This window comes from Bacillus cereus group sp. BfR-BA-01382, assembly GCF_022663475.1.
GTDB lineage: Bacteria > Bacillota > Bacilli > Bacillales > Bacillaceae_G > Bacillus_A > Bacillus_A thuringiensis_S.
In genome coordinates this window covers 163,741-190,648 of sequence record NZ_JAKUFQ010000002.1, presented here as the reverse complement: position 1 = coordinate 190,648, position 26,908 = coordinate 163,741, and the positions used below count along the sequence as shown (strand labels likewise).

Here is a 26,908-nt window from a genome sequence, read left to right as displayed (position 1 = left end):
CCTTACTCAATTATTTTCTTCCCAGAAGAATCCAAAATGCTTTTAACCACATTACCATCCTTATCAACATTAATTAGTATATTTTGTACATTTTCAGGATTCAAAAGCATTTCTTCTCGAATTTTATCTGCCATTTCTTCTCCAACAGTTGATTCCAAACGTCTAGAACCATCTATCCATGTTTCGCTCATTTGCTTTCCATCTTTTGTATTTGAAAGTTGCGCAGTATTATACTTAGCCTCCGCTATTACATACTTAGGCGGCGGAGATGAATTTTCATATATACCATCTATTCCCTTAACAATTTTTTGATCTAATGTTAATACACGATCATCACTAATTCTAGTATATGTTTGACTTTCAAAAAAGTCATCCATCTTCATTTCACCATAATTTCCTTTACGCTTCGTTGTTTTTAAAGCTACTTCGCCACTTTCTACTGATTCTATTACCGTACGTTGTTGTGCTCTAGCTGCTTCTAATGTTTGGGCTACTTTTCTAGATTCCTTAGCTATTTCACCAGTTTTACCCTTACTACCATCTTTAGATTTCGCAAACTTATAATAAGCTTCTATTAATTCACCTTGAGGTATTTTGGTTACAACAGTTCCACCAACACTAGAGAATGCATAGGAAGCCTCTTTCTTAAATGATTGTAACATTTCAAGCGTAGGCTGCAATTCTTTTGCTAGTTTTTCTGCATTAGCAATTGTACTTATTCCACTTGATGTCTTTGCGATATGACCGATTTTATTTAGCGCCTTTAACTTATTTACTTCTCCTACATAATATATATACTCTGAAATACTCTACTTAATTTACAGAACCATTCGTAAACACAAAAATAGTGGCAGTTGGATTCTCCAAACTACCACTATTTTTAAATTCTTCATTCATTAAATTACGTATAAATTAGTTTTTTAACGTTACTCATGATGCGTATATTTCGATTTGTTCATTATAGAACTTCCTCTACATCGACACTCTCAATCTTCACTTCATACATATTTGGGATGCTTGCTTCTTTTGGTACCCATGCATAATAATTTTGATCATTCTCTAACATAAATTGAACTAACTTTGTTTCTGAAACATTCCAGAAATTTTTAAGATTATCGATGTAGTCCTCTAAATCTTCTTTATAGTCCAATTGTAATATATAATCTCTTACCGTCAGGGCAAACACAATTAAACTTCCTAATAGATTTTTTTGTTCATTTTCTTCTTCATACTCTTGTGGTAAGAACCACACTTGACCTATTCCTATCGTTTTTTTGTATTTTTCATAAAAACTACTATCATCCATATTCTTATAATCATGTATTAATTCATTGACCAATGAATGCCATTTTGGCGGAATAATGTTTTCCAATGCAGGATTATGTTCAATTCCTTCTACTATTTCCTCAATTTCTTCTGTCTCATCTTCATAGTGATATTCACTTAGGTCTATATGCTTGAATTTCATTTCATTTTTATAATGTGCCAAATCATATGGATAATGGTTATTATCTTTTAAACTTGTATCATCCAGTTCCAAAATTTTTGCAAGCGCTGCCGTTTCAAAACTCCAATATCCTACATATCCAGGTTCTTTATGCGCATTTTTCCATTCATAATCATAATGGCCTCTAAACCATTCTTTCTCCATGTACGTTTGTAATCTTTTAGACGCTTCTTTTTTATCTGTTTGTGCAAGTTCTATAATTTCTCTCGTTTTTGCATATGGATTTTCTTTATAATATCTATTCATCATTTTTGTGTATCCGATATCACTAGCGCATAAGAGGAAATCAATTACTGCGTCATTCACATTTTTTTTATCAACTATCTTTTTTAATCTTTCTATATTCTTTTTATCCGTTTCTAACAAAATCCCTAAGGAAATCATCCAAATCAGACTTAAATATCCAATTTCCCTACTTCCTGTATTCTCTAAATCATAAATTGCATTATGAAAATCTTCTTCTATTACACTAACATCTTCCCCTAAAGAATACTTTGCCCTAATATCCTCCATCTCATATCTAAAATTGGCTAGATATGTCCCTTCTATAATACTCTTATTATCTTTAGAATATCTTTGAATTCCATTTTTAGTATCTTCTTCTAAACTTTTAATATCTTCTCTATTTTCCTCTATAAACTCTTTATGATATTCAATTCCTTCTCTACACTTTTCTTCTATACATAAATAATCTCTCATACCATTCAATTCCTCCTAGCTTCTAAATTATGGCCATTCTCCAACGATGTTACCCTTTGCATCTATCTTAAATGTTTTAACCTTTCCGCTACTATCGACTTTTGATAATACTCTTTCTACCTTATCTCTCTCCAACGCTTTTGTAATCTTATCTGCTAATTTGTTATCTCCATCAACAGCTTTCAATATTCTACTTTTTTCAGTATTCACACCTGTCAACCAACCATCTGACATTTGTCGTCCATCTTTAGTTTTTCCTAATTGTGAACTACCAAACTTTGCTTCATCAATAACATATTTAATATTTGAATTTGGATTTGCATTTTCGTATAATCCATCAATCCCTTTTACTATTTTATCATTTATGCCTGATGGTGCACTTTTTCCGACTGGCTTTAAATCAAATCCAGCTTCTTTTAAACTTTGATTATTCAATAAATTGTCACTAGATTTTATTTCACCATAATTACCTTTTTGCTTATTTGTAGCTGTTTTTGCGTCAAAATTGTCTACATTTGTATTTTTGTTACTGCTAGGTTTACCCTTACCACCATCTTTAGACTTCGCAAACTTATAAAAAGCTTCTAATAATTCGCCTTGTGGTATTTTGGTTATAATAGTTCCACCAACACTAGAGAATGTATAAGAAGCCTCTTTCTTAAATGATTGTAACATTTCAAGCGTAGGCTTCAATTCTTTTGCTAGTTTTACTGCATTAGCAAATGTACTTACTCCACTTGATACTTTTGCTCCTTTTGTGATATGGCCTACTTTATTTAGTGCCCTATCGCCTAATATTGTGGTAGCTATTTGTGTTAATCCATAGGTAGTCAATTCTGTACGACTCTCTGCATCTCCCTCTATCATATCTCGTTTTATTTTATTTGAAAATGCATGCCACATATTTTTTGCAGTTTCATCCAAATGGAAAAGTGCATAGGTTACATTAATAAAAGTTCCTATGTCCATATTACTTAAAGCTATTGCGGACTCGATTTCATCACCAATAGCTTTCCCCGATCCTCTTTGAATAGCTTCCCACATCTTTTTCGCTGTTTCAAACGTACCAACTATACTGTCTGCCGCATCGTCCCAAGCATTTCTAACCGGAGATTTCTCCTCAATTATGTTATTTGTTTCTATATCTTTAATTGACTGATCATTTTTTCGGGCTGTTTCTTCTATAATCCCCTGAATAGAACTCACCCAATCCATATTCAACCCTTGTGTACTAAACGTCCCACTCACAGGACTAAATCCTTTCCCGCTTTGCACTTCAGCGAGTCCGGCTGTGATGCTAGCGGCTAATTGGAGGGCGGTGCTGTAGTTGTTGCTGGACGAATGATTGAATTCATATAGACGCTCTAGTTTTTCTTCTAGTTTTTTTCTCATTACAATTAAGACTGCAATAATTGCGTCTACTCCAGGCATTGGTGTAAGCACTTCTATTGCTTCTATACTTGCAATGGATTGATTGGTTTCTTGTATTTGTTGTCTTATTTCATGTTCGATAACATCTGTTGAAGCAACTTTTGCTTGAAAATCGTTTGGAAATGCTTCGTTTTGGCGAATTAATTCTTCACATAAGCATATGATTCCTTGCGCTAATGGCCGGAATGTTTGGACAAGGTAGGCTTTTGCACTACTGTATGTTTGTCCTTGTAATACTGTGTCTATCGCAAAGGCATCAATAGATTGAATAGCTTGTTCCATACTTTGAATCGTAGCATTACATATAGCGTTCATACTTTGAGTTTGACTTTGTACTTCTCCCAAATACATGTTTAAACTCATGTATCGGCCTCCCTTTGTAGTTGCTGCTGTTCATAGGAAAGGTCGTTTTCTTTCTCACTGAGATGCCGTTTTTCTTTAAGCAACGTCTCTTTTTCATTTTCTAATTCGAATGTAAGTTTTCTTTCATACTGTCCGATTTCTTGCCGCATATTCGTAAAAAGGTGAAACACTTCTTTGTCGTCGTGCCAAGTTTCTAGTATTCGGTTAAATAAACGATTGCTTCTATTTTTCCATTCATGAAAACTAGCCTCAGCTCGTTCTTGATTTTGCAGCGCGATTCGGTTTTCATTTTGTTCTTCAAATATAATTCGTAATTTTTGATTACATTGACTGATTCTCGTTTCAATTTCTTGACTCATCTTTTCTCCCTACCTTTTCCCCTTTACGTAGGTTGTTACATTATTGAAAAGTCTTTTGAAGTCCAGTATCCATTTTCTCAAATTCATTTGCTACGGAATGGATATTATCAATCGTTTGTTGAAAAGTAGCGCAAAATTGTTTCGTGATTTGTAAATTTTGTTGATTTGCTTCTTGTGCTTTGAAGTTCACAGATAGTGTCGTACGCGTTGCCTTATTTATAGAGCGACTAGTAGCACTTTGCATCCTATCTGAAGCATTTCTCATTTTCGTTGCAAGTTGCGTTGCCGTATGCAAATTACTTTGAAATTCTCCCATTACTTACTCCCCTCTACCTTTTATTTACAAGAAAATTATAACACGGAAAAATATCCCAATAAACCGAATGTTCGAATTTAACATACAATTCACCACAGTTACTGAGGATACGAGCAACGCTTATCTATCAACATAACTGAGTCCAAGATGGATTCTACTTATACAAAAAAGATGACTTCAGCCATATGCTAAAGTCATCTTTTTCTACCTTATTATTTTACTAATTCTCCATTATAAGCTTTTATATTAAGCGGAGCAGTTAAAAATTGTGCTGCTTTACTAACGAAAGATGTGAAGTGTGCACTCGTATTATGGCTCGCAACTGCTGCTTCATCTTTCCATACTTCTACCATCGTATAAACACTTTCTTTTTCTGTATCTTTATATAAGTCATAAGATACATTTCCACTTTCTTCTCTTGAACCATGAATAAGCGGACGAATTTCTTCTAAAAATGCTTGTTGTTTCGTTGGATCTACTTGAAATATTGCGTGAATAATAATCATGGTGCTTCCCCTCTCATCTTTCACTTATTGAAGTTCTTTTATAAAATTATTTCCACTCTGCAACTTTTTCAATTGGAAGACGTACTGATTGGTAACCACTGTCTGCAGCTTTCCCGATTGAAATTAACATAACTGGTACGTAGCGTTCTTTATCTAGTCCAAATGCTTCTGCAATTTGGTCTTTTTCAAATCCACCAATTGGACAAGTATCATAACCGTGCGCACGAGCTGCTAGCATAAACTGCATCGCTACAAGACCACCGTCAATTAATACTGTATCTTTCATTACTTCTGGTGTAACCATAGAGAAGTAAGCTGAAAGTTTTTTCATTTGATCTTCTTTTACTTCTGCTGGCATAAGTCCACGCTCTACTGCTGTACCGTAAATTTCTTCTGCGTTATCAAAGTTGTTTAAATCACCAAATAAAGCAATCATTGCTGAAGATGTTTCTACTTGAGATTGATTGAACTTCGCAAGTGGCGCAAGTGTTGCTTTCGCTTCGTCACTTTCAATCACTACGAATCTCCATGGTTGCATGTTTACTGAAGATGGTGCAAGTGTTGCTTCTGTAAGAATTTCTGTCATTTCTTCTTTGCTAATTTTCACTGAAGGGTCGTACTTACGAATTGAACGACGTCCTGTTAAAATTTCGTTAAAATCATTTGTTTTTACTGAGTTAGTCATAGTTGTATTCTCCCTTTTTTATAATTCTTTTATATTTTCTTGAATGTGATTTAACATATTTAAAAGATTATCGCGTTCTTCCTCACTTAATCCTTTAAATGCAGATGCTGCAAAACGTTCTTTTTCCTCTTGAAACGCTTGAATTTTATTTCGTCCCTCTTCAGTAAGAGAAACTAACGTAATTCTGTTATCTTCTGGATTTTTACGTCTTACAATCATTTCATTGGCCTCAAGCTGCTTTAAATGCCTTGTTATCGCAGCATTATCAATATTCACTTCTTGCTGAAGTGCTTTTTGACTAATTTCACCTACTTCAAATAATTGAAGTATAAGCTCTAATCGAGACTGGCTCATACCCGTACACCCTTCAAATTTCGAACTTACTTCTTTATTTAGAAAGTGTAATTTATATAAAATAATCGCTTCTTTTGAGCATGAACTTGTCAAATTAACCCTCCTTTACAATCAAAATAAAAACATTTGATGTATCAATAGTTGATATGTCAATTAATATAATCTATATCGATTTAGAATGCAAGCATTTTGTTTTTATTTTATTTTTTCCAAATTAAGGCGCTTTGTAGCGTTACAAATAATGTTAATTGCACTATAATAATACTAATTTAAAGAACTGGAGAGTGATTGTAATGCGGCAATACACAAATAGAAATGAGGAAATGAAAATGGAAAATGAAATGAGGATATTTAAATATGACAACAATAAATATAGGGATTGTCGCGCACGTAGACGCTGGCAAGACGAGTTTGACTGAGCGTATTCTTTATGAAACAAATGTAATTAAAGAAATTGGCCGAGTTGATAGTGGTAATACACAAACTGACTCAATGGAATTAGAAAGACAGCGCGGAATTACGATTAAAGCATCTGTCGTTTCTTTCTATATAAATGACTTAAAAGTAAATGTAATTGATACACCTGGACACGCTGATTTTATCGCTGAAGTGGAGCGATCCTTCCGCGTTTTAGACGGTGCGATTTTAGTTATTTCTGCCGTTGAAGGTGTGCAAGCACAAACGAAGATTTTAATGCGAACATTACAGAAACTAAACATACCAACAATATTATTCGTAAATAAAATTGATAGTAATGGCGCAAATACTGAAAAAGTTATGAAACAAATAAAAGAGATTCTTTCAAATGAAGCATTCCCCTTCTACTCTGTTCTAAACGTAGGAACGAAAGGAGCCTGGATTATTGCATACAAATCATATGACGATTGTACGGAACTGTTAGCGCCATATAATGAATCGTTACTTGCGTCATATGTAAATGATGAAATCGTACCGGACGTATTATTAAGAGAAGAACTCGAAAAACAAATACAGCAAGCGAATGTGTATCCAATCTTTTTCGGTTCAGCAATGACTGGTATGGGCGTAACAGAACTTCTTGAAAAACTTCCGGCTCTCATTCCAGCTCATACATCGGTACAAAATGAAACATTATCTGGCGTTGTTTTTAAAATTGAACGTGAATCTTCCGGTGAAAAAATTACTTACGTGAGAGTTTTTTCTGGTAGTTTACACGTTAGAAAATATGTTGATATACAGCGCTGTAAATCTCTATCCCATAAAGAAAAGATTAAAAAACTATGCCTATTTCATAATGGAGATGCCGTTCAAACTACTACCGTTCCTAGTAGTGAATTTTGTAAAGTGTGGGGACTGAATGATATTAAAATTGGTGATATTATTGGTGAACGTACGGATTATATAAAAGATATTCACTTTGCCGAACCACAAATGGAAGCTTCCATTGATGCAGTATCAAAAGAAAGAATTCATGATTTATACGCTGCACTTATGGAGCTATGTGAAGAAGATCCACTTATTAAAGTGTGGAAAGATGATGTTCATAATGAACTATATATTCGCCTTTTCGGTGAAGTACAGAAAGAAGTAATTGAAACGACTCTTTTTGAAAAATATAATTTGCAGGTTACTTTTTCAAATACGCGAGTTGTATGTATTGAAAAGCCAATTGGCATTGGGAATTCCGTTGAAGTCATGGGTGAAAAAGCGAATCCATTTTACGCAACAGTCGGATTCAAAGTTGAACGTGGTGAACTTAATTGCGGCATAACATATAAATTAGGTGTTGAGCTCGGTTCACTACCTTTAGCATTCCATAAAGCGATTGAAGAGACGGTATTTCAAACGTTAAAACAAGGATTATATGGATGGGAAGTTACAGATATTATCGTCACGTTAACACATACTGGTTATGCTAGTCCTGTTACAACAGCGAGTGACTTTAGAAATTTAACACCGATCGTATTAATGGATGCTTTAAAGCAAGCTGAAACACATGTATATGAACCAATAAACGAGTTTGAATTAACTGTACCGGAGCACGCAATTAGTACCGCGATGTATAAGCTCGCTGCCGTTCCAGCAACTTTTAGAGAGCCTATATTGAATAATAACTCTTACCAGTTAACAGGATCATTACCTGTTGCAAAAACAGAGAATTTTAAACGAATGCTACATTCATTTACAGAAGGAGACGGCATATTTACAACGAAGCCAGCTGGTTTCACAAAGCTTATGGCTCCCTTCCCTACTCGAAAACGTGTTGATTATAATCCGCTGAACCGTAAGGATTATTTACTTCATGTTTTGAAGGCTTATTAAAGTAAAAGAGGTGCAATTCGCACCTCTTTTGCATGTATTAATAGGTTAGTTTGTCCTAACAACTTCTTTAAGTTCTCCTATTATTTTCGCTATAGCCTCAATTGAATTTTCCGTTTCATATCCCCCAACATTTACAGAATGATTTGCATTTTTGACAACTTCAATCTGTAAATTCGTTTTATATAACTGATCAATTTGATCTGCATTGTATTGGTAATCTTTATCCCCAATAACTAAAAACCCTTCGTGTCGACTATGTAAGATAGAATCAAAAATTGTATCAAACGTCAGTAAAGGTGTAAGTAGTATCATTTTTGACTGCGCGAATTCGTCTCTCTTCATTAAATCATTTGCAATCGGAATTGTTCCGAGTGATTTCCCTAAAAACATAGTATCGTTATATTGCTTACCTTTTAATACGCCCTTCATTATAGGATTAATATCATCCATCATTACTTTCGTTATTTCTTCCATTGTTTTATTCATTACTTGTTCGTCATAAGAATAATGAATATGTACTACATCTATTTTATTTTCGAGCATAAGCATCGTCGCATAATAAAATAACGGTTTATCGTAATTGTATCCTGAACCGGAGAACATAAAGCAAATCCTACTAGAACCTTTTTCGATATGTGTGTAACGAATTACTTTATCATCTATATGTATTTCTTTTTTAGTCCCCTTCACCCTTTTCCCCTCCGAATACATTTAATTTTGTAAAACGATATGTTCTGTATGAACTGCTATATCCTTTACTTTCTCTTTTATAAATGCAGGCTGTAAATTATATGCCTCTAACTCTTCTACCGGCACCCACTTAAAGAAATACGTTCTACCTTCTTCTTCCAAAATATATTGATCCGCTCCATTTGCAGGTAACTCATGTAGCTCTACTTCATAATAAAAACTAATTTCATGAAACTTTCGCTCAGAAAGTGTAAAGAAATTTTCTACTGACCATATTAATCTTTTCCCTTTCATAGGAACACCTAATTCTTCTGCAAGTTCTCGTTTTAACGTATCTTCACTATTTTCTAGCATTTTCACTCTTCCGCCTGGTACATACCAATAATCTTCCCCTTTGTTTTGAAGAATAAGTATTTTATTATCCTGTTTACAAATTGCTCCGACGCGATAATTAAAACATGTTTCCTCTACTTTAAACGTAAGATCCATCCGTAATGCCCCCTCATATAAATATCGAATTATTACAAAACAATTATGTAATTACTGTACAAATAAGGTTACTAAATTTATCCACTTCATTCAATGGTTTTTGAATTTTCTAAACTATTATTTTTCATCATTACAAGTGTATATACATATGTTACAATCACATTGCACACTAGAAAACATTATGGGGGTACGGATGGAAACGTTATTAATCCAGCAAACTGAGAAATCAAATAAGTTTTGGAAAATCGTTGTGAAAGAAAAAGACTATGTTGTGTTTTACGGAAAAATTGGCACAGCTGGCAGTGTGAAAGCGAAAGAGTTTGAAACAGAAGAAGAATGTATGAAAGAAGCTAATAAACTAGTTGCTTCCAAACGTAAAAAAGGATATACAGACCCGTTGCCTGGGGAAGATTACATAAAAGAAAAAACGATAACCGAAGAAGAATTTTGGGAACTACTTCATCGTGCAAAAACGAAAGGTGAGGACCAAGAAGAACAAATAGAATGGCTTACTTCTCACCTTGCTAAACGTACAGTACATGAAATTGTAGCATTTGATACGCATATGCATCGTCTTTTGAAAGACTCCTATACCTCCCGTTTATGGGCAGCAGCCTATATTATTATGGGTGGCTGTTCAGATGATACTTTCGATTACTTCCGCGGATGGTTATTATATCAAGGAAAAGAGACATACGAAGCTTGTATTGAAGATCCAGAACGATTAATTCCTGTATTAGAAAACTTGAGTGAGTATGACGTCCCAGAGATTGAAGAACTTTCTTTATATTTCGGTTTCACTGTATATGCAGAAAAAACTGGTGACGAAGATGATACTTACTTTACACTTTACCATGTCTTATCTAATGAAGAATTCGACGATGTAGATTTTGAATTTGACTGGAATGAAGACGATGAAGAAGGTTTAAAAAAGATGTTTCCTAAGCTATGGGAGATGTATGGGGAAGAACCGATTGAGTAGTAGATTAATTATTCGTGAAAAAGCGCCTTGTTTCTTTAGTAACAAGGCGCTTTTTTTGATACTATATTTAAATTATTATCTTCCCACTCTCCCACCACTCCATAAAAGTCTTTAAAGAAGGAGCAACCCACGTTCTACTATCATTTTCATGATTCCATACATATATATCATCTCTTTGCACTTTTCCATTCAAAATGGAATAGCCAAACAAATCACCATTTCCGCCATCAGCAAAAAATAATAAACAGTCAAAAGGCATGTATAAATCCTTAAAATCAACTATATTTCTCATACTCATATTTTCAGTTTTAATTTTTGAAGCAGACCATATAAAGTCACCGTATTCACCTTCTATACCATTTGTTTCCTGTAATAATTGATATAAATCATTCGGTAACTCCACATGTATACATTGTTGTATATCAGTAAGTTCCTCCTTCGTAGCCGAATTTTTTAAGCTTAAGTTTGATGAGATACTGTGAATGGTGTCTTTCCACATCACCTTTTCTCCTCCTTATGTGCAATCAAGTATATTCAAAGGACACCGCTAAATTTATTGATACCATCTTTCTAACAATTCCTTCTCCCTCTCCCCTGAAATACCTGCTTTTAATTCCCATTCGTCCACACTCTTCATCCACTCATACACATCTGTAACTGTATGTCCTAACCTTCTAAAAGTAAGTCCTTCTTTAACAGCACTTTCAATACTAATTGAAAATCCACCTTTCCACGGCTTCGTTTCACCTTCTAATGAAAAAGTTTCTGGAAGCCATAAAGGCATCTCTGTCCAAGGCTGCACTTTATGTTCATTCATAAACGATTCCTCTATCCAAACGAATTCAGCATCACTATTCGTAACTTTTTTACACGTATTTAATAGCTCTTCCATCGTCAAATCATAATTCGGACCTGTTACATTGAATGTACCTGCATTTTTGTTTTCTGCCATGTTTAGTCCCCAGTTTGCGACGTCTTTTATATCAACTATCTGTACTGGACGGTCTTTTCTTCCTGGAACTAACACTTTACCTCCTTTTGCTACACGCCCGATCCAGTATGGAAGTCGATCTGTATAATCGAACATTCCTGAAAGAAGTCCTGCTCTTACGTGTAAAACACGCCCCGGCCAATACTTCTCTGCTTCTTTTTCGCATAATACTTTCAGCGCACCATAATGCTCATAAGGAGATATTTCACCATTCTCTACAGCCTTTATTTGCTCTTCCGTCGGTTCAGGTTGTAATATATAGTCTTCTTTTATGTCATGCAGAATCCAATCTTTATATACGGAAAGGCTTGAGATGAATATATAGTGTTCAATATTATCTTTAAGCACTTCTCCACCATTCCTAATATGATGCGGAGAAAATCCACATGTGTCTATGACAACATCCCACGTTCGATTTTTTAAACTTGATACATCGTTATTTCTGTCACCGGTTAACTGCTCCACATTAGAAAAAATTTCTTTGTTTGTTCCTCGGTTAAATAACGTAATTTCATGCCCTCTCTGTAAAGCCTCATCTACAAATGCTCTTCCTAAAAATCGTGTACCGCCTAGAATTAGAATTTTCATGGTTCTCCCCCATTCGTGATTAATAACCCTTCCTAATGTTTAACGATTTTTTATTGAGGAAAGTTACGGGGAGCGTTTAAATTTTTCTACAAGTTCACCATTACTCTTTTAAAAGTATATACTCTTTGATTAATCTCCATCTATCCTTTGTTTCTGGCACAACTTCAGAAGCCATCACCACCACCAATTCCTTCTCTGGAATACAACAAATCATATTCCCACCATCACCCATTGCACAATACGAATAGACACCCTCTTCTTCTCGTAACCACCATAAGTAACCATATTGATTTGAATTCATCGCTATTGATTCTTTTATCCATGATTTTGATAGTATTTGTTTTCCATTATGAATACCTTCATTCAAATACATCTGTCCAAACTTAGCCATATCCCTAACCGTTAACGTTAGTCCCCAGCCGCCCGCCGAAATACCATTTGGATCGTGAACCCATCCTTTCACATCTTTTCCGAATAAGTCATCAAATCCAAATGCTTTCATATTATAGTTTGGAATTTCTCTCATGCCGAGTGGCTGAAATAAGTATTCATTCGCAAATTCACGCGCATTTTTTCCTATTGCGTTCGTTATGATCGCTGATAGTATATGAGCTCCTGCAGATGAATATTTAAAAGATCCAATTTCTCCGCCGTTTCCTATCCTATTTAACGTATATTGTATCCAATCTTGTTGTGTACATAGTTCTTCTAACGGTTCCTGCCAGTCTACGAATGGATGTGGAGCTGTCATCGTTAGAAGATGGCTTACTGTTACTTCAGATGAATTAACGTTATATTCCGGGAAAAATTCTATTACTCTTTGATCAACGCTTTTTATATAGCCTTTATCTACACATAGTCCAATTAACGCAGAAATAATCGTTTTTGTGACTGACGCTATATGAAATGCATCATCTGGACCGTGACCGTTATAATATTTTTCAAAAATAACATCACCTTTTTGTACTACTAACATCCCATTAATATTTTTATACTCTTCTTTTATAATCAAATCTAACTTTTCAGCAGTTTTCATTTTTATTCCCCTTTAACCCATAATTAAAAAGGTTCGATCGGTACATATATATCAACTATATGTTTATTTTCCGGGTGCCGTCTTGGGTCATTTTTATACATTTCAAAAGGATACGAATCTCTCGGTTTATATCCGCTATTAGGAAGCCACTCACCGTATAAGAAATCCCATGCTCCTTTATATTCATCCTGGAATATTTCAAAATGACCTACCGCATACTTTCCAGAAGGTATTACCATTATTCCAATGTCGCTCGTTTCTACTGGGGACCCCTCTGGAATTTTTGTACATAAACTTGTTCTTAAATGATTTTCTTCAGTAAATTCATGATGATCGTGGTAAATGGTTAATACTTTCGTATCCTCAAATACATGACAGTTTTCCTTCGCTGCGTAATGAAATAATTTCTCTATCATTTTTGGAAAAGCTATCGTTAACTCTTCATATGTACCGATATGCCTTATGTATGCGACGTGTATATCGTCCGCTGTTACAATTTCAACATTTCCTCGAACCTTCTTACACTTATTGTATTGAGAAGCTCTCCTTACGTCTTTGCAATTCTTGCTATTATCGTTTCGATATTGAGATGGACTTATTCCGTAATGACTTTTAAATGTGCGGGAGAAAACTGCTGAATCTGTAAACCCGAAGTGATACGCAATATGTGTAATCGTCATATCTGTGCGATATGTAAGTAGATTTGTTGCCCTTTCTAACTTCAATCGGTTTACATACCGTGATAATGGCTCGTCTACTATCCCCTTGAAAATCCGATGAAAATGAAACTTTGAAAATCCTGCTATATCCGCTAGCTCTTCAATGGATAGTGAATCATTTATGTGTGATTCTATATAATCTTGCACTTTATAAATGCGTCGTAAGTATTCATTTCTACTTTGTTTACTCTCCATATTTTTATCTCCTCACAACAAAAAGGCTACCGTTAAGCTAGCCTACTTTTACACATTTTTCAAAAACAAAACTCTACTACCGCCGTTCCCATCATAATTTGTATGTACCGATACACCCTCTACCTCATCATCCCCGGCCTCAATTCGAAAACCGATTTCTTGATGAAACTGTATCGACTTTTTGTTAATTGGTGACGTAATTGCTTTTACAACTTTACGATTATTTGCACGAGCGATATCAAAGAAATAAGAATACAATGTCGATGCGATTCCTCTTCCTCTATACTTCGGATTGACACCGATAAAATGAACATATGCTTCATCTTTATATGTTTGTGAAAAGAATCCACATAAGAAACCTAACGTTTCGCCATCTTCTTCAATGATAAAACTCGTTTCTTGAAAATGAACGAAGAATAGTTTTGGCAACATAGCAGCCATATCTCTACCGCCCCACCAATCATTTAAAACAGAATGAATCTTTACATAATCTTCCCCTTGGATGTTTCTTACTTGCATATGTTTCTCCCTTTCACTCACTTCATTTTTTCATAAATTTTAATAACCGTTTCTACTAAAAGGATGAATACCCATATTCCACAAAATACAAGAACAGACTGAAATATCGATCCAATTATCATAACACCAACTGCACCTGTTATTGAAAAAGATATTCCACCAAGCCCTGGATCCTGTATAAATGCTCCAGCAGAAAAAGCGGTTATAATTGATACTATTAAATAAATAACACTCATTATTTTTAATATTTTTATAGAAAGATACGAAGTTTGTTCTTTCTCCACTTGTGATAATTCGATTTCCCCGCTCGCAATTCCTTTTTGCAAACAGTCCTCACATAAAAATTCTTCCTTAATTTTTTTACCCCCATGTATTGTACCCGTTATCTCTTTACACCTTGAACATTTTCGATTTATCATGTTGTTACCACTCCAATCTATTAAGATTATACTTATATCATTCTACATTTACCTTAATATCCCTTTTATGTATTTTATAGAGAAAGGTCGTGTTTTATGATTTCAAAACTTACGTTTGGCTCGAAAAAGCGTACCGTTCATTATGTATTAAGACCTAGTTGTTATGCAGTTATTTTCCATTCATCTTCTTCAATGATTGCTGTTATCCAAAAAGGTGACCGTTACTTTTTACCTGGTGGCGGTATGGAAGGTAATGAAACAAAAGAAGAATGCTTGCACCGTGAACTACTAGAGGAATTAGGATGGGCAATTAAAATTGATCAGTATATCGGTAATGCGGTTCGATATTTTTATGCAGAAAAGGAAGATACATATTATTTGAATGATGGATTCTTTTATATTGCGAACATGGTGCAGAAACAAACTGAAAACTGTGGGGAGGATCATGTTTTACGATGGATGTCTCCATTACTTGCTGTTAAGCTTCTCATTCACGCTCATCAAAAATGGGCGGTTGAACAAGCACTTTTATTACGAAAACAAAAATGATCTCCTTCTATATGAAAGAGATCATTTTTACTATTAACTGACTTTTTTCAAATTGAAAGCAGGCTTTTTGATTCCGCCTTTTTTTACAACATATAAGCCGATGAAGATAATAAGTCCGCCAACGAGTTGCATCATATTAATTTGCTCTCCAATTGTAACTGCCGCAAAGATAACTGCGAACAATGGTACGAGATACATATAAACCATTACTTTCGTTGAGCCTATTTGACTAATACCGACATACCACATTGATAGTCCGAAGATGGTCGCAAAGATGATTGAATATGCTAGTGAACCCCAGCTTGGCGTATCTACTGGCCATGTTAAAGAGTTTACGTTGAATAAACAGTATATAACAAGTGGTACAATTCCAATTAAAGTAGACCATGATGTAACTCTCATTGCGGAGTATTTTGTAATAAGAGGTTGCGCTAATATTGGATACCATCCCCACGCAATTGCTGCGACTAATCCAATTACATTTCCGAGCCACGCATATTCGTAAGTAGCTCCTCCTGTATGTCCTGTTAATAAAACAAATGCTGCACCAATAAACGCTACTATTGAACCAATTTGTACTTTCATCGAAAAACGTTCTTGTTTGTGCAATACTGCTAATATCCCTGTAAATATAGGTGACATCGCAATTAATAATGAGGCGTTCGTTGCTGAAGTGTATTTCACAGATAGCATAAACATCGTTTGATACATTGCCGTTCCAACTATACCGACTACTACTAATCGTAACCAATCTTTTCTTTCAATACGTAATGAGCGTTCCATCATAAATGTAATAAGTAATAAGACCGGTGATGCTACTAAAAATCGTAAACTATTAAATTGAATGGATGACATATATGCCACGCCATACTTTCCTATTGTATAATTTGCTCCCCATACTAACGCTACTGATACTAGGAGCCATTCCATTTGCCATCTTTTCATCCGAATCTCCCCTTCCATATTTAGCATAGTAAAATTGGCTGGATATAGCACCGTCCAATTGGCTGTTTTTTTACCCAGCCAATTTGTTATACTTAATGTATATAAGAGATACGGAGGCGTTTGTATGGAATGGAAGCTAGATAGTGACAGTAAAATCCCTATTTATCAGCAAGTGGTTGACTTTATTGAAAAACGTATTACATATGGAGAACTTCCTCCAGGAAGCTTCCTCCCTTCAGAACGGAAATTAGCTACGCAGTTAAATGTAAACAGAAGTACAGTAACGACTGCTTATAATGAACTTCGTGCTATGGGAATTGTAGAAAGTACGACTGGTAAAGGTACACGTGTGAGTACACATATGTGGGGCGTTTCTCCAACATTAACGCCGAACTGGAGAAATTTCGTAGAAGGTGGTACTTTTTTACCAAACTTACCACTACTTCGCCATATTCGGGCAGAAGTACAACAAAATGAAAATATTATAGATTTCGCTAATGGAGAACTCGGTTGTAATCTTTATCCTCACGATCAACTACAAACGATTTTACGTGAACAACCGTTAACGCATTCATTAAGTTACGATCATCCGCAAGGCTATCTCCCGCTAAGACAAGCGGTCGTAAAATATATGAAAGAATATTTAAAAGTTGAGGCGACTGAACAATCCATTATGATTACATCCGGCGCTCAACAAGCACTGCACCTTATCGTGCAATGTTTATTAAATCCAGGTGATGCTGTTGCTTTCGAAAGTCCTTCACACTGTTATTCCCTGCCGTTATTCCAATCAGCAGGTATTCGTATTTTCCCATTACCTGTCGATGAACACGGCATTAATCCAGACGATGTACAAGAGCTATACAGAAAGCACCGCATTAAAATGATTTTTTTAAATCCAAATTTCCAAAACCCTACGGGGACGATGCTTCATCCAAACCGTAGAAAAAAACTATTATCACTTTGCGCAGATTTACGAATTGCAATCGTTGAAGATGATCCATCTAGTTTGCTGACGCTAGAAAAGAAACAACCTTGTCCTACTTTGAAATCAATAGATGAAAATGGAACTGTCATTTATGTACATTCTTTATCAAAAATGATTGCGCCAGGATTACGAGTAGGTTGGCTTGTCGCCCCGCAGTCTGTCGTAGAGCGATTATCAGATGCACGGCACCAAATGGAATTAGGAATGAGTATTTTCCCGCAGTGGCTTATGCAACAATTTTTTGAAACTGTACCATTTCAGTCTCATATCGTACCGTTACGAAAACAACTAGCAGAAAAAAGAGACGTTATCGTTCGTGCCCTAAACGAGCAACTTCATGATAAAATCTCTTTTTCAAACCCTACTGGTGGTATATACATTTGGGGGAAATTAAAAGAACCTATAAACGAAAAACAAATCATTATGCAAAGTTTAAAACAAGAAATTGCTTTTATGCCAGGTAGTATTTTCGGTGCGAAAGATGGTTATATACGTTTATCTTATGGAAAAGTGGATATTGATCAAATTGAGGAAGGTATTTCTCGTTTACGCGAGGCTATTTTGGTATGTGAAAATAACTTTAAATAAAGCTTTCTCGTTTGACAAAACCTAAATCTACCATTATTATCAACTCGAACCTATTTATAGGAGTGATAAAATGAAGATTTACGTTGATGCAGATGCTTGTCCTGTAAAAGATGTAATTATTTTTGAGGCTACGAATGTGGAAATTCCTGTTACCCTCGTTACTAGCTTTTCACATTATTCTAATGCAGAGCAGCCAAAAGGTGTCGAAACAATTTATGTTGATTCTGGAGCAGATGCTGCGGATTACCGGATTATGCAGTTAGCAAAAAAAGAAGATTTAATCGTAACGCAAGATTACGGTCTTGCTTCACTCGCTTTAGCAAAAGGCTGTATCGTACTACACCATAAAGGCTATAAGTATACGAATGACAACATTGAACAATTGTTACAAACACGGTATTTAAGTGCAATGGTTCGAAAAAGCGGTAAGCGTACAAAGGGACCGAAACCATTTACAGCAGAAGATAAAGAGAAATTTAGAGCGCTCTTTAAAAGTATGATCGCTCATTAAAGATGAACCTTCTTTTCGCAAGGAAAACTTCGCAACACAAAGAAGAGAATATCCAAATGAACATTCTCTTCTTGAGGTTTACCCGTTTAAAATGAAGGTAAATTATCTAAGTTATTTTCCTTTATTCCATCAGGTTCACTACGTATAATATCTCTGCCATACTTATGAAATACGTCTACATGAGCTAACTTCCCTGATTTTGCTTCTTCAAGGGCAGTCATATAATCTAACTCTCTCCCGCTACTTGTTTTAAACGCAATTAAATCACCATCATCATTTTTACGAACAGCAACAATTTGTTCTGCTCCTGAATTAACTTCATGGTCTACTTCAAATTGAGCTTGTTCTTCTCCTTGATGTAAGTAATCATTATAAACTTTTTCAAAGTCTTTTTTGTCCATAACATTCACCTCCAACACATTTTTTAGTATGGTTGGGAGGTGTTGGTTTTATGTACCTTTTTATTAACTTAACAAGACTTTACTACTCCAAATATATAATGCAAATCATAATTTTATCCTAATATAAATTTATTTTATAAACCCTCTACTTATTAATTTAAGGTAAATTTAAGTGTTAATATTTTCCTAACAACCTTATAATTTAATATATCGAAACAAAATTTGAAATGGGGAATGGTTAAGATGAATATAGATTTTAATCGTTTAACTAATATTTGTTTAGAGTTTCAACAATCTAGATTTTATGTTACTAGAATTCCTAAAGATTTCTTATCAATTGCTCAAAAACGTTTTTCTATACCAACGGAAGATCAAATTGTCGCTTTTTTAAGTTGTAATTTATTAGGATCAGGCAAGTATGGTGTTTACTTTACGAGTTCGGGTTTATACTGGAAAAATTGGTTATTAGGTAAAGGAAATTTGAAATGGGAACAATTAAATAAAGTGCAACAAATTGAAATTGATAAAGATGGTTTCTTATCTTTTGATGCACAAAAAAGTTTCAATATTAACGGGAGTGACTATCCCCCACTATTATTTAAAGAATTGCTAATAGCTCTTACGAATTCATTCCAAAATTCAAAACAACAGGATATACATCCAATTATAAAAATGGATGAGATAAAATCTATTTGCTCTTTATTTGAAACGCACAATGAATTATTAGAACCTGATAATGGATTATTTGTAGACACTCATATTTCAGAAAAAAAGTTAAAAGCAATTGAGGCACGATTTATCATTCCAAAAGAAGAACAGATCATCGCTTTTTTAGATACATCTGTTCTTGGGAATATGGGGAAAGGATCGGATGGGGTATTAATTTGTCAATCAGGTATATATTTTAGAGAAGCTTTTGTACACTTATATTTCCCATGGCATGTTTTTAAAAACATCCCTATTACTTTAACTTCGGATGAATTTGAAATTGGGAAAGGAAATATATTTCATCTTCTACATGCTAGAATGCCTAGTCAAGATATTCTATTATTCATCAAGAATTTAAAACAGTACGTGAATAGTTTATATGAAGAACAACCACAATTACATATTTAATACACTCGTGTATAGTTAAGTCTAAAATTTCAATTCAACTAAAAAACCGATTATTTTTGTAGAGGGCCTACAAGTATAATCGGTTTTTTACTCTTATTCTTTTCTTATATTCCTATTTTTAATACCTACGCAACCCTTTCAAAGTCTCCAATATATCCTCTGTAAAGGCTGTACTACCCTCTGTCTCTAAAACTCTAAAATATAAACTTCTTAAGAAAGCTCTAATATTTTGTACTAAAATATCATATTGAGGATGCGGGATGTCTTCAACAATTGCTATACTATGTAACCAGTTGCTCCACTCTTCTTCAGTTAAAAGATTTTGGTTACGTAACGACATAATTGGTGCTACTAATCTCTCATCCTCAAAGTGAATGTATACGTAGTCATGTAAGCGTACCTTCTGGCGAACAGCAGCTAGTATTGCATATGAGAACTCACGATTTTGGATTGTACGTGCTAAAGCATCGAGCGCATCTGCTGCATGTGCAGTAGAGTGTGCCCAGCCTTTTCCTTCTACGTAGCCTCTTACATCTTCTTCTAAATATACATATTCCAGCACTTGTTCTGCCACACTGTACAGTTGTTCTTCAGATAACAATGGTTCTCTTTCATGAACAGATAAAATAAGTGGTGGAATTAATACAGAAAATGCACGTTTAAAGACAGAATCTGTTCCCTTTTCACCAATTTTATAAAATAAATAATCAGGGCTAATTGCTTGCAGCATTAATCCTCGTAATTCTTTTTGTCTAAACACATCATTTGTAATCCATTTGTGAAGCGTACTATAAATTAAATCATCGCGTAATTCAGCATCAGTTGACCCGATATAATCTAACATCCACTGTGCATATGGATAAGCATCTACGTCTTCTGGTACAGCATAATTATTATTTTTAATTTGTAGTAGTTCTTCTTTTAGTTCTAGTACTTCATTCATTATATTTCTTGTCCCCTTTTTGCGTTTTTTATTGTCTTATCCCCTTTTATTTGCTTCATAAAATTAATTTAATTATAACAATAAACAAAAGGCTATACATATATTTCTGATTATGTAATACGCTCATTCATGAAATATAACTTCTGGATTTCCTAAATCACTATTCTGAAATACAACATCCGCACAACTTTTCGGATTATGCTCATCTATATACATCTTACAGGCCGCATGATATCTGTTTAAAAACATTTTCTCAGCTTCTTCATAACTTCCAAAAGCCTCAGTCTCGCGCTTTGCACCACGTTTTCTCGCAATCTCAAAATCTGTATCTACAAAGATTTTGTAATCAAATAAATACTCAACGTCTTTTTTCAATAGAAATGTTCCATCTACTATGAGTACCATATTGGGTTGAGCCATTAACGGCTCATTATGTACAGGAATATCCGTTTTTAAATTATGAGAGATCGTTTCATACTGTAAATTCCCATTAGGTCCTAAAGGTTTTAATAACCTTTCTTTGAAAGCTGTATAATCGTGTGCATCTTCATAATACCCTCTTGCAGATTCTTTACCTTGTGTATAACGAATCACTTTTGAGTTATGAAAATCGTCAATGCTAGCGCACGTTACTGGTAACCCTCGTTTTTTTATTTCTTCCGCTAATTCGTTTGCAAATGTTGTTTTTCCTGATGCTGTAATACCGCTTACTCCAACTCTTGTTGGGTGCGTTAAATTTAACATTAAAATATGATTAGCAATTTCTTTTATACATTGTTTTCGGTTCATGATATTTCTCCCTTCATTTAGTTTACATAACAAAATTATAATTAACTTTTATGTCACTATTTGTCGGTAAGTCGATATCCTTTGTCGAATCGTTGATATATTGAAAAAATCGTTGATATATTTTAAGTCATGATAGATATATTTGAAAAATCGTTGATATATTATGATTGGCTTACTTCCCCTTAAACCCTCGATATAAAGCAGTCCGTAACTCTTGTTTGTATTCTTCAATTTCTGGCATATCGAGCTCTTCTGCCAGCCTGATAGCTAATTCAATATCATACGGTACTCGTACGAGTTGAATAGAAAAGCTCGCTGCTTCTTTTTCATTGTAAGTTCCTTCAAATATTAAATAGGAAGCTTGTGTTATTTCAAGTGGGTTTCCTACGCTACCGGCATTACATAACGTTTTCCCTCTGAAATTTTGAACGAACGCTTGGTGAACGTCACCGTAACAAACGACATCTGGTTTTCTTTCCCCTTCTATATTCTCTGTGAGCTCACTATTTTCGAACATACTAATACGCTCTTCTCTTGAGGCATGTGGTTGAATTCTTTCATATAAACTTCTCGGTGAAGCGTGGAACATACGGATCAGTTTGCCGCTCATAAAAAATTCGATTGAAAATGGTAAGCTTCTTAAATAGTCATTTTGTTCTTCCGATAATTGTTTTTGATGCCATTTTAACGTTTCAAATTCAGTCGGTTTTGTAATGAAATCATCCCAGTTCCCCATTACAACTCCTTCACATTCTTTACGAATGATTTCAATCACTTCGCTAGAATGAGGACCTTTTCCGACTAAATCTCCAAGACACACGACGCGCTCGATTCCTCTTAATTTAATATCTTGCAGTACAGATTCTAATGCTGGAATATTACCATGTATATCTGAAATTACCGCTATTTTATCCAAATGAATCCCTCCATTACTTATAGTTTATTATATCCTCATGTAGTGATTGATACCATTTTGGAATATAGGATGAAAAATGATTATGATCTTCTAAAATTCCGTTCAATCTTTCCTTCATATCATTTACTAAATGTGGCGTGCTTCGGTTTGTCCATACGATATCAGCTGGGAATGTCATTGCTGCATATAATGAGTACAGTTTCCAAAAATGAAGCGACGGTTCGCCTCCGCAATATCCGTGAACTTGTCCAACCGCAAATGGTTTACTTATTCTTGTAGTAAAAATCGCTACGTTATAAAAATCATGTATTGGATCACCAAAATCATATCCACCAAAATCGATAACGATAAACTCCTTATTATGAATCATACTATTTGCTGGATGGAAGTCATCGTGTAAAAAGGTAATAGGGCGATTTTTCAATAATTGTTTATGCTCCCCTACAAATCTTAATACTGGCTTCAAATCAAGGAAGTCTATTTCATAATTTGCTAACGCTTCTACGTATCTTTCGTATTTATTCCATCGAACTGTTTCCCATTTATTACTTGCACTTTCTCTTTCAATTGAGTGAATCCTCTTTAGTACTTCTCCTGCTTTTCTTCCTGCATGGTACTGTTCTTCCACGGATAGCTTCCCTAAACCTTCTTCACCATTTATACCTTGGATCCATTCAAATACTTGAACACATTTATTTATTTGTTCAAGTTTTATAAAATGAATTAACTTAGGCGTTGGAATATGTAATGACTCTAATTGTTTCATATACATATATTCTTCTTGTTTACGTTCAAAATGAACAGCATCACATACTTTCACAAAATATGTTACTCTGTTTTCTAATTCTATTTTATATTTCTCTTCATGTGAAAAACCTTTTGAAATAACTGTACACTTTACAATACGAGGCCATTCTAGTTTACTCTCTATCTCTCTAAGCATTTCCTTCACAACGTTCACCTCTATCAATATATGTACAAACTATGTAACACTTCATGCTCTCGTTTATTTTCACCTTTAAACTCCACTGCAAAAGGATTTTCGCCATTCTTATTCAGATGTTCTAGCACTAGCCCTTCTCCAATCGGCTCACAAAACTGCACATGAATATCTCCAAATACTACACTTTGACACTCGGCATTCCATTTTTCACTTTTCACAACTGAGCTTGTAGATAGCCCCATTACTTCTTTCCATTTCCGCACCGTTTCTCGAACGTTTTTCACTGCATAATGGATCGTTTCAATTTGTTGTACTTTATTTTTATGTTCCGTGATTGTTCCAATGTTACGTAAATCATTTCTTCTTTCTTCGTCCGTTTCATTCCATTGTATAAAGAAAGGTAATTTCGGTCCGTTCTCTTCTTGCTTTACAAATAACATTTTCCATTCTAAAAGGCGACCATCTTTTCTCATACGTTTCCCTTCAAATGGTCCTATCGTATGTAAACCGTGCTTACTAAACTTTACTGCTAGGTCTTCAATTGCATCTGTTCGAATTGCGATTTGCAGCATTCCTTCTCCGTCTTGTAATTTCACTACTGTTTCTTGTACTAATGGATTGTCTGCTTCTTTCGCTTTTTCTTCATGCTGCACTGCTAAAAATTCGATATATGATAAATCAAAATAACATAAACTATTCCAAGTACCCCAAGTAATATGCTCTCCACCTATTGCAGTATAAAATCCGTGCGCCTGCATTTGTTTTGCCGCTTCTTCCGGTGTACAATGTACGGCGTGTACTAGATGATCAAATCGCAACATGTCCTTCTCCCCTTTCTCTCCATCCTTTTATTGTATATTTTATTTTTCTTTCATTCAATTCAAAAAACTTTAAAACCCAGTTGATTTATACGATTAATATGTATTATAATGAAACAAATTTAATTATTGCTGATTGGAAAAACCAAAGGCACTTTTCTCATACGGGAAAAGTGCCTTTTTCATTTATTATTACAGGGGGATTATTTATGCAGAAATTAATTGTCTTTGCTATTATCGGATTTTTCGCTCAATTGATTGATGGGGCACTTGGAATGGCGTATGGGGTAACATCTACCTCACTATTATTAATGTTTGGTATCGCACCGGCTGTAGCTTCCGCTTCTGTTCATTTAGCTGAAGTCGTTACAACCGCCGCTTCCGGTGCATCTCATATCAAATTTGGAAACGTTGATAAATATACAGTTTCCAGACTTACATTACCTGGAGCAATTGGTGCATTTGTTGGGGCATGTTTTTTAAGTAATTTACCTGGCGATGTAATTAAACCGTACATTTCCGTTTTTTTATTTACTTTAGGGGTTTATATTTTATTACGATTCGTCCTTCAAAAACAAATTGTTGCTTCAAATAAGCGTATGTCTGCAAAACAACTTGTGCCGCTTGGTTTATTTGCTGGATTCGTTGATTCAACTGGTGGCGGTGGCTGGGGGCCGATTACGACACCCGTTCTTCTAGCAAGAGGAAATGAAGCTAGAAAAGTTATTGGATCTGTAGATACGAGTGAATTTCCTGTTTCACTCGCTGCAACAATTGGTTTCTTCATCTCACTTGGCTGGGAACAAGTAAGCTGGGTTTGGGTATTTGCCTTAATGCTTGGCGGTATTGTCGCAGCTCCAATTGCTGCATGGTTAGTTCGTATCGTTCCAGCACATTTACTTGGGGTATTAGTTGGTGGTCTTATTATCTTTACGAATATACGTACACTGCTGACTACATTTAAAGTGGATCCAACTATTATTTCACTTTCTTACGTGGCAGTTGGTCTTGTCGTTATTATTTCTATTTTCATTGCTGTTCGCAATCATTCCAAGCGTTCTAACGCATCGACAGCCGGATATCCGAATGATCAAAAACAAATGCTACCATAACGATAAAAATACCGCCCGATATACTTCGAGCGGTATTTTTTATTTTTCTATTTTCCAATTAATCATCGTTTCTGTAGCATTTACTCTCTTCATATGTAACTTTTCTAAAACACGAATCGAACTATAGTTATCTAGGAGTGTCTCTGCAATTATTGTTTCTACCTCTCCTGTTTTGAAAGCCCAATCGATTAGTTCTCTTACAGCTTCTGTTGCATAGCCCTGATTCCAATATTTCTCAATAAATCCATAGCCAATTTCTACTGTTTGCTTCTCGTTTGGTTTCCCTTTAAACCCAATATCACCTAAAAAGCTATCATCTTCTTTCCGAAGAACATACCACGCACCCCATGGTAATATAGCTGCATCTTGTTTTACATTCTTTACATGCCCTACAATATGCGGACCGCTATTGTATCCTTGCTCGTTAGCAATTTGAATCCTCTCTTCTGTACACGGCACTATATAGAGCCTTTCTGTTTCTAATTTCATATTGATTTCCCCTTTTCAATTAAACAATACCTCAATTTTACTAAAAATAAAAAGAATATTCATTCTATCCGTTAAATTTATACTTATTCTTTGAAACGAATTTAAGGAATAATCCTCTTTTGATAGTTATGTCGAATTATATTTTTCTGAATTTTCTTTTAATTTAGAGGGTTTTTCAATATTTTTTGCGAAACATTTGTATAACAATTTTTTCTTTGCTTATTGCTACATAATAGTAGGTTCGGGTGGAGTTTTGCAAGCGTTTCCTATACAATAACCGATATTTTTTGACTTTTCCTAACAAAATATCTTGCAATATATTCAGAAAGTCATTACAATTGCCATATATTAAAAATCTTAGCAATATATCAAATCCTCATCAATCCGATGAGGTAGAGGTTGCGACTTTTATGAGTAAAACGGACGAGACACAGAGAATGTCACCAACTCCGTTTGAAAGGAAAGGTTGCCGAAGTTTATATTTCTTCTCTGGAAATATGAGCTGGGGCTGTCTCCGAAAGGAACAGAACTGTCACGTTTACAAATTACCGTGTAAACGTGGGGTGCTATCTTAACGGAAGGGTATGATGGGGTGGTTATTTGTGAAACGTTCCGCCAAATTCCTTTGGCGGTTTTTTGTATTTTTCTCCC

At 34.8% G+C, this 26,908-nt stretch carries 31 protein-coding genes and 1 riboswitch; of the genes, 7 read left to right on the top strand and 24 right to left on the bottom strand.

Features of this window, described 5'->3' with window-relative positions; genetic code table 11:
- Positions 1–2 precede the first annotated feature (2 nt).
- The 8 genes from MR160_RS01890 to MR160_RS01855 form a co-directional block, all read right to left on the bottom strand.
- Complete coding sequence (locus MR160_RS01890) at positions 3–662, bottom strand: hypothetical protein (RefSeq protein ID WP_000941894.1); 660 nt, start codon at positions 660–662, stop codon at positions 3–5.
- 296 nt (positions 663–958) lie between these two features.
- Positions 959–2,206 (bottom strand): PoNi-like cognate immunity protein, encoded by a 1,248-nt coding sequence (locus MR160_RS01885; protein WP_063675489.1) that lies wholly within the window; start codon positions 2,204–2,206, stop codon positions 959–961.
- Positions 2,207–2,233: 27 nt separating this feature from the next.
- Positions 2,234–4,000 carry a T7SS effector LXG polymorphic toxin gene (locus MR160_RS01880; protein WP_242297045.1) on the bottom strand — a complete coding sequence of 589 codons (1,767 nt, stop codon included), beginning with the start codon at positions 3,998–4,000 and terminating at the stop codon, positions 2,234–2,236.
- A complete protein-coding gene (locus MR160_RS01875; RefSeq protein WP_000076591.1) occupies positions 3,997–4,359 on the bottom strand; it encodes a DUF3958 family protein in 363 nt (120 codons plus the stop codon). The genes MR160_RS01880 and MR160_RS01875 overlap by 4 nt, the downstream gene beginning before the upstream one ends.
- A 40-nt stretch (positions 4,360–4,399) precedes the next feature.
- Positions 4,400–4,675 (bottom strand): TIGR04197 family type VII secretion effector, encoded by a 276-nt coding sequence (locus tag MR160_RS01870; RefSeq protein WP_000503638.1) that lies wholly within the window; start codon positions 4,673–4,675, stop codon positions 4,400–4,402.
- Positions 4,676–4,887: 212 nt separating this feature from the next.
- A complete protein-coding gene (locus MR160_RS01865; protein WP_000583832.1) occupies positions 4,888–5,181 on the bottom strand; it encodes a putative quinol monooxygenase in 294 nt (97 codons plus the stop codon).
- Between the two features lie 46 nt (positions 5,182–5,227).
- Positions 5,228–5,866, bottom strand: coding sequence for a nitroreductase family protein (locus MR160_RS01860; RefSeq protein ID WP_000185391.1), 639 nt, complete (start codon positions 5,864–5,866; stop codon positions 5,228–5,230).
- 18 nt (positions 5,867–5,884) lie between these two features.
- A complete protein-coding gene (locus MR160_RS01855) occupies positions 5,885–6,313 on the bottom strand; it encodes a MarR family winged helix-turn-helix transcriptional regulator (RefSeq protein ID WP_000204164.1) in 429 nt (142 codons plus the stop codon).
- Positions 6,314–6,577: 264 nt separating this feature from the next.
- On the opposite strand from MR160_RS01855, the gene MR160_RS01850 reads away from it, so the two are divergent.
- Positions 6,578–8,521, top strand: a complete 1,944-nt coding sequence (locus MR160_RS01850) for a GTP-binding protein (RefSeq protein WP_242297044.1) — start codon at positions 6,578–6,580, stop codon at positions 8,519–8,521.
- A gap of 45 nt (positions 8,522–8,566) precedes the next feature.
- On the opposite strand, the gene MR160_RS01845 is transcribed toward MR160_RS01850, so the two are convergent.
- Both MR160_RS01845 and MR160_RS01840 read right to left on the bottom strand, forming a co-directional pair.
- The gene (locus MR160_RS01845; RefSeq protein WP_003278835.1) at positions 8,567–9,232 is read right to left on the bottom strand and encodes a hypothetical protein; all 666 of its coding nucleotides are present in this window, start codon (positions 9,230–9,232) and stop codon (positions 8,567–8,569) included.
- Complete coding sequence (locus MR160_RS01840) at positions 9,233–9,700, bottom strand: NUDIX hydrolase (RefSeq protein ID WP_000366247.1); 468 nt, start codon at positions 9,698–9,700, stop codon at positions 9,233–9,235.
- Between the two features lie 193 nt (positions 9,701–9,893).
- Here MR160_RS01840 and MR160_RS01835 point away from each other — a divergent pair, with 193 nt between their 5' ends.
- A complete protein-coding gene (locus MR160_RS01835) occupies positions 9,894–10,682 on the top strand; it encodes a DUF4240 domain-containing protein (RefSeq protein WP_000449118.1) in 789 nt (262 codons plus the stop codon).
- Between the two features lie 67 nt (positions 10,683–10,749).
- Here the strand turns inward: MR160_RS01835 and MR160_RS01830 are convergent, their stop codons facing one another.
- The 6 genes from MR160_RS01830 to MR160_RS01805 all read right to left on the bottom strand — a co-directional run bounded on the left by MR160_RS01830 (position 10,750) and on the right by MR160_RS01805 (position 15,149).
- Positions 10,750–11,181, bottom strand: coding sequence for an SMI1/KNR4 family protein (locus MR160_RS01830; protein WP_000265344.1), 432 nt, complete (start codon positions 11,179–11,181; stop codon positions 10,750–10,752).
- Positions 11,182–11,235: 54 nt separating this feature from the next.
- Positions 11,236–12,261 carry an SDR family oxidoreductase gene (locus MR160_RS01825; protein WP_242297043.1) on the bottom strand — a complete coding sequence of 342 codons (1,026 nt, stop codon included), beginning with the start codon at positions 12,259–12,261 and terminating at the stop codon, positions 11,236–11,238.
- Positions 12,262–12,361: 100 nt separating this feature from the next.
- Positions 12,362–13,297, bottom strand: coding sequence for a serine hydrolase domain-containing protein (locus MR160_RS01820; RefSeq protein WP_000844642.1), 936 nt, complete (start codon positions 13,295–13,297; stop codon positions 12,362–12,364).
- A gap of 23 nt (positions 13,298–13,320) precedes the next feature.
- A complete protein-coding gene (locus MR160_RS01815; RefSeq protein ID WP_242297042.1) occupies positions 13,321–14,211 on the bottom strand; it encodes an AraC family transcriptional regulator in 891 nt (296 codons plus the stop codon).
- Positions 14,212–14,259: 48 nt separating this feature from the next.
- Positions 14,260–14,730 (bottom strand): GNAT family N-acetyltransferase, encoded by a 471-nt coding sequence (locus MR160_RS01810; RefSeq protein WP_001198085.1) that lies wholly within the window; start codon positions 14,728–14,730, stop codon positions 14,260–14,262.
- A 17-nt stretch (positions 14,731–14,747) separates the two neighbouring features.
- Positions 14,748–15,149 (bottom strand): DUF3980 domain-containing protein, encoded by a 402-nt coding sequence (locus MR160_RS01805; RefSeq protein WP_000610481.1) that lies wholly within the window; start codon positions 15,147–15,149, stop codon positions 14,748–14,750.
- 96 nt (positions 15,150–15,245) lie between these two features.
- Between MR160_RS01805 and MR160_RS01800 the strand changes: the two genes are divergently transcribed.
- Positions 15,246–15,698, top strand: a complete 453-nt coding sequence (locus MR160_RS01800; protein ID WP_000624006.1) for an NUDIX hydrolase — start codon at positions 15,246–15,248, stop codon at positions 15,696–15,698.
- A gap of 33 nt (positions 15,699–15,731) precedes the next feature.
- Here the strand turns inward: MR160_RS01800 and MR160_RS01795 are convergent, their stop codons facing one another.
- Positions 15,732–16,643 carry a DMT family transporter gene (locus tag MR160_RS01795; protein ID WP_000832992.1) on the bottom strand — a complete coding sequence of 304 codons (912 nt, stop codon included), beginning with the start codon at positions 16,641–16,643 and terminating at the stop codon, positions 15,732–15,734.
- Between the two features lie 124 nt (positions 16,644–16,767).
- Between MR160_RS01795 and pdxR the strand changes: the two genes are divergently transcribed.
- On the top strand, positions 16,768–18,219 hold the full coding sequence (pdxR, locus tag MR160_RS01790) for a MocR-like pyridoxine biosynthesis transcription factor PdxR (RefSeq protein ID WP_000454934.1): 1,452 nt from the start codon (positions 16,768–16,770) through the stop codon (positions 18,217–18,219).
- 70 nt (positions 18,220–18,289) lie between these two features.
- Positions 18,290–18,730, top strand: a complete 441-nt coding sequence (locus MR160_RS01785) for a YaiI/YqxD family protein (protein WP_000708771.1) — start codon at positions 18,290–18,292, stop codon at positions 18,728–18,730.
- 86 nt (positions 18,731–18,816) lie between these two features.
- On the opposite strand, the gene MR160_RS01780 is transcribed toward MR160_RS01785, so the two are convergent.
- Positions 18,817–19,131 (bottom strand): DUF3892 domain-containing protein, encoded by a 315-nt coding sequence (locus MR160_RS01780; protein WP_000358166.1) that lies wholly within the window; start codon positions 19,129–19,131, stop codon positions 18,817–18,819.
- A 243-nt stretch (positions 19,132–19,374) separates the two neighbouring features.
- On the opposite strand from MR160_RS01780, the gene MR160_RS01775 reads away from it, so the two are divergent.
- Entirely contained in the window at positions 19,375–20,247 is an 873-nt protein-coding gene (locus tag MR160_RS01775) for a hypothetical protein (RefSeq protein WP_001017805.1), read from the top strand.
- Positions 20,248–20,365: 118 nt separating this feature from the next.
- Here the strand turns inward: MR160_RS01775 and MR160_RS01770 are convergent, their stop codons facing one another.
- From MR160_RS01770 to MR160_RS01750, 5 genes are all read right to left on the bottom strand, one after another.
- Positions 20,366–21,190, bottom strand: a complete 825-nt coding sequence (locus tag MR160_RS01770) for a DUF2785 domain-containing protein (RefSeq protein WP_001006698.1) — start codon at positions 21,188–21,190, stop codon at positions 20,366–20,368.
- Positions 21,191–21,313: 123 nt separating this feature from the next.
- Positions 21,314–21,979, bottom strand: a complete 666-nt coding sequence (locus MR160_RS01765; RefSeq protein WP_001080476.1) for a nucleoside/nucleotide kinase family protein — start codon at positions 21,977–21,979, stop codon at positions 21,314–21,316.
- 172 nt (positions 21,980–22,151) lie between these two features.
- Entirely contained in the window at positions 22,152–22,895 is a 744-nt protein-coding gene (locus tag MR160_RS01760) for a metallophosphoesterase family protein (RefSeq protein ID WP_000357646.1), read from the bottom strand.
- 13 nt (positions 22,896–22,908) lie between these two features.
- Positions 22,909–23,847, bottom strand: coding sequence for an aminoglycoside phosphotransferase family protein (locus MR160_RS01755; protein ID WP_242297041.1), 939 nt, complete (start codon positions 23,845–23,847; stop codon positions 22,909–22,911).
- A gap of 14 nt (positions 23,848–23,861) precedes the next feature.
- Positions 23,862–24,659, bottom strand: a complete 798-nt coding sequence (locus tag MR160_RS01750; RefSeq protein WP_000943330.1) for a VOC family protein — start codon at positions 24,657–24,659, stop codon at positions 23,862–23,864.
- 98 nt (positions 24,660–24,757) lie between these two features.
- Between MR160_RS01750 and MR160_RS01745 the strand changes: the two genes are divergently transcribed.
- Positions 24,758–25,768 (top strand): sulfite exporter TauE/SafE family protein, encoded by a 1,011-nt coding sequence (locus tag MR160_RS01745; protein WP_002082558.1) that lies wholly within the window; start codon positions 24,758–24,760, stop codon positions 25,766–25,768.
- A gap of 39 nt (positions 25,769–25,807) precedes the next feature.
- Here MR160_RS01745 and MR160_RS01740 read toward each other — a convergent pair whose 3' ends face one another.
- Positions 25,808–26,257 (bottom strand): GNAT family N-acetyltransferase, encoded by a 450-nt coding sequence (locus tag MR160_RS01740; RefSeq protein ID WP_000764593.1) that lies wholly within the window; start codon positions 26,255–26,257, stop codon positions 25,808–25,810.
- Between the two features lie 385 nt (positions 26,258–26,642).
- Positions 26,643–26,834, top strand: a riboswitch (Lysine riboswitch).
- Positions 26,835–26,908: the final 74 nt, after the last annotated feature.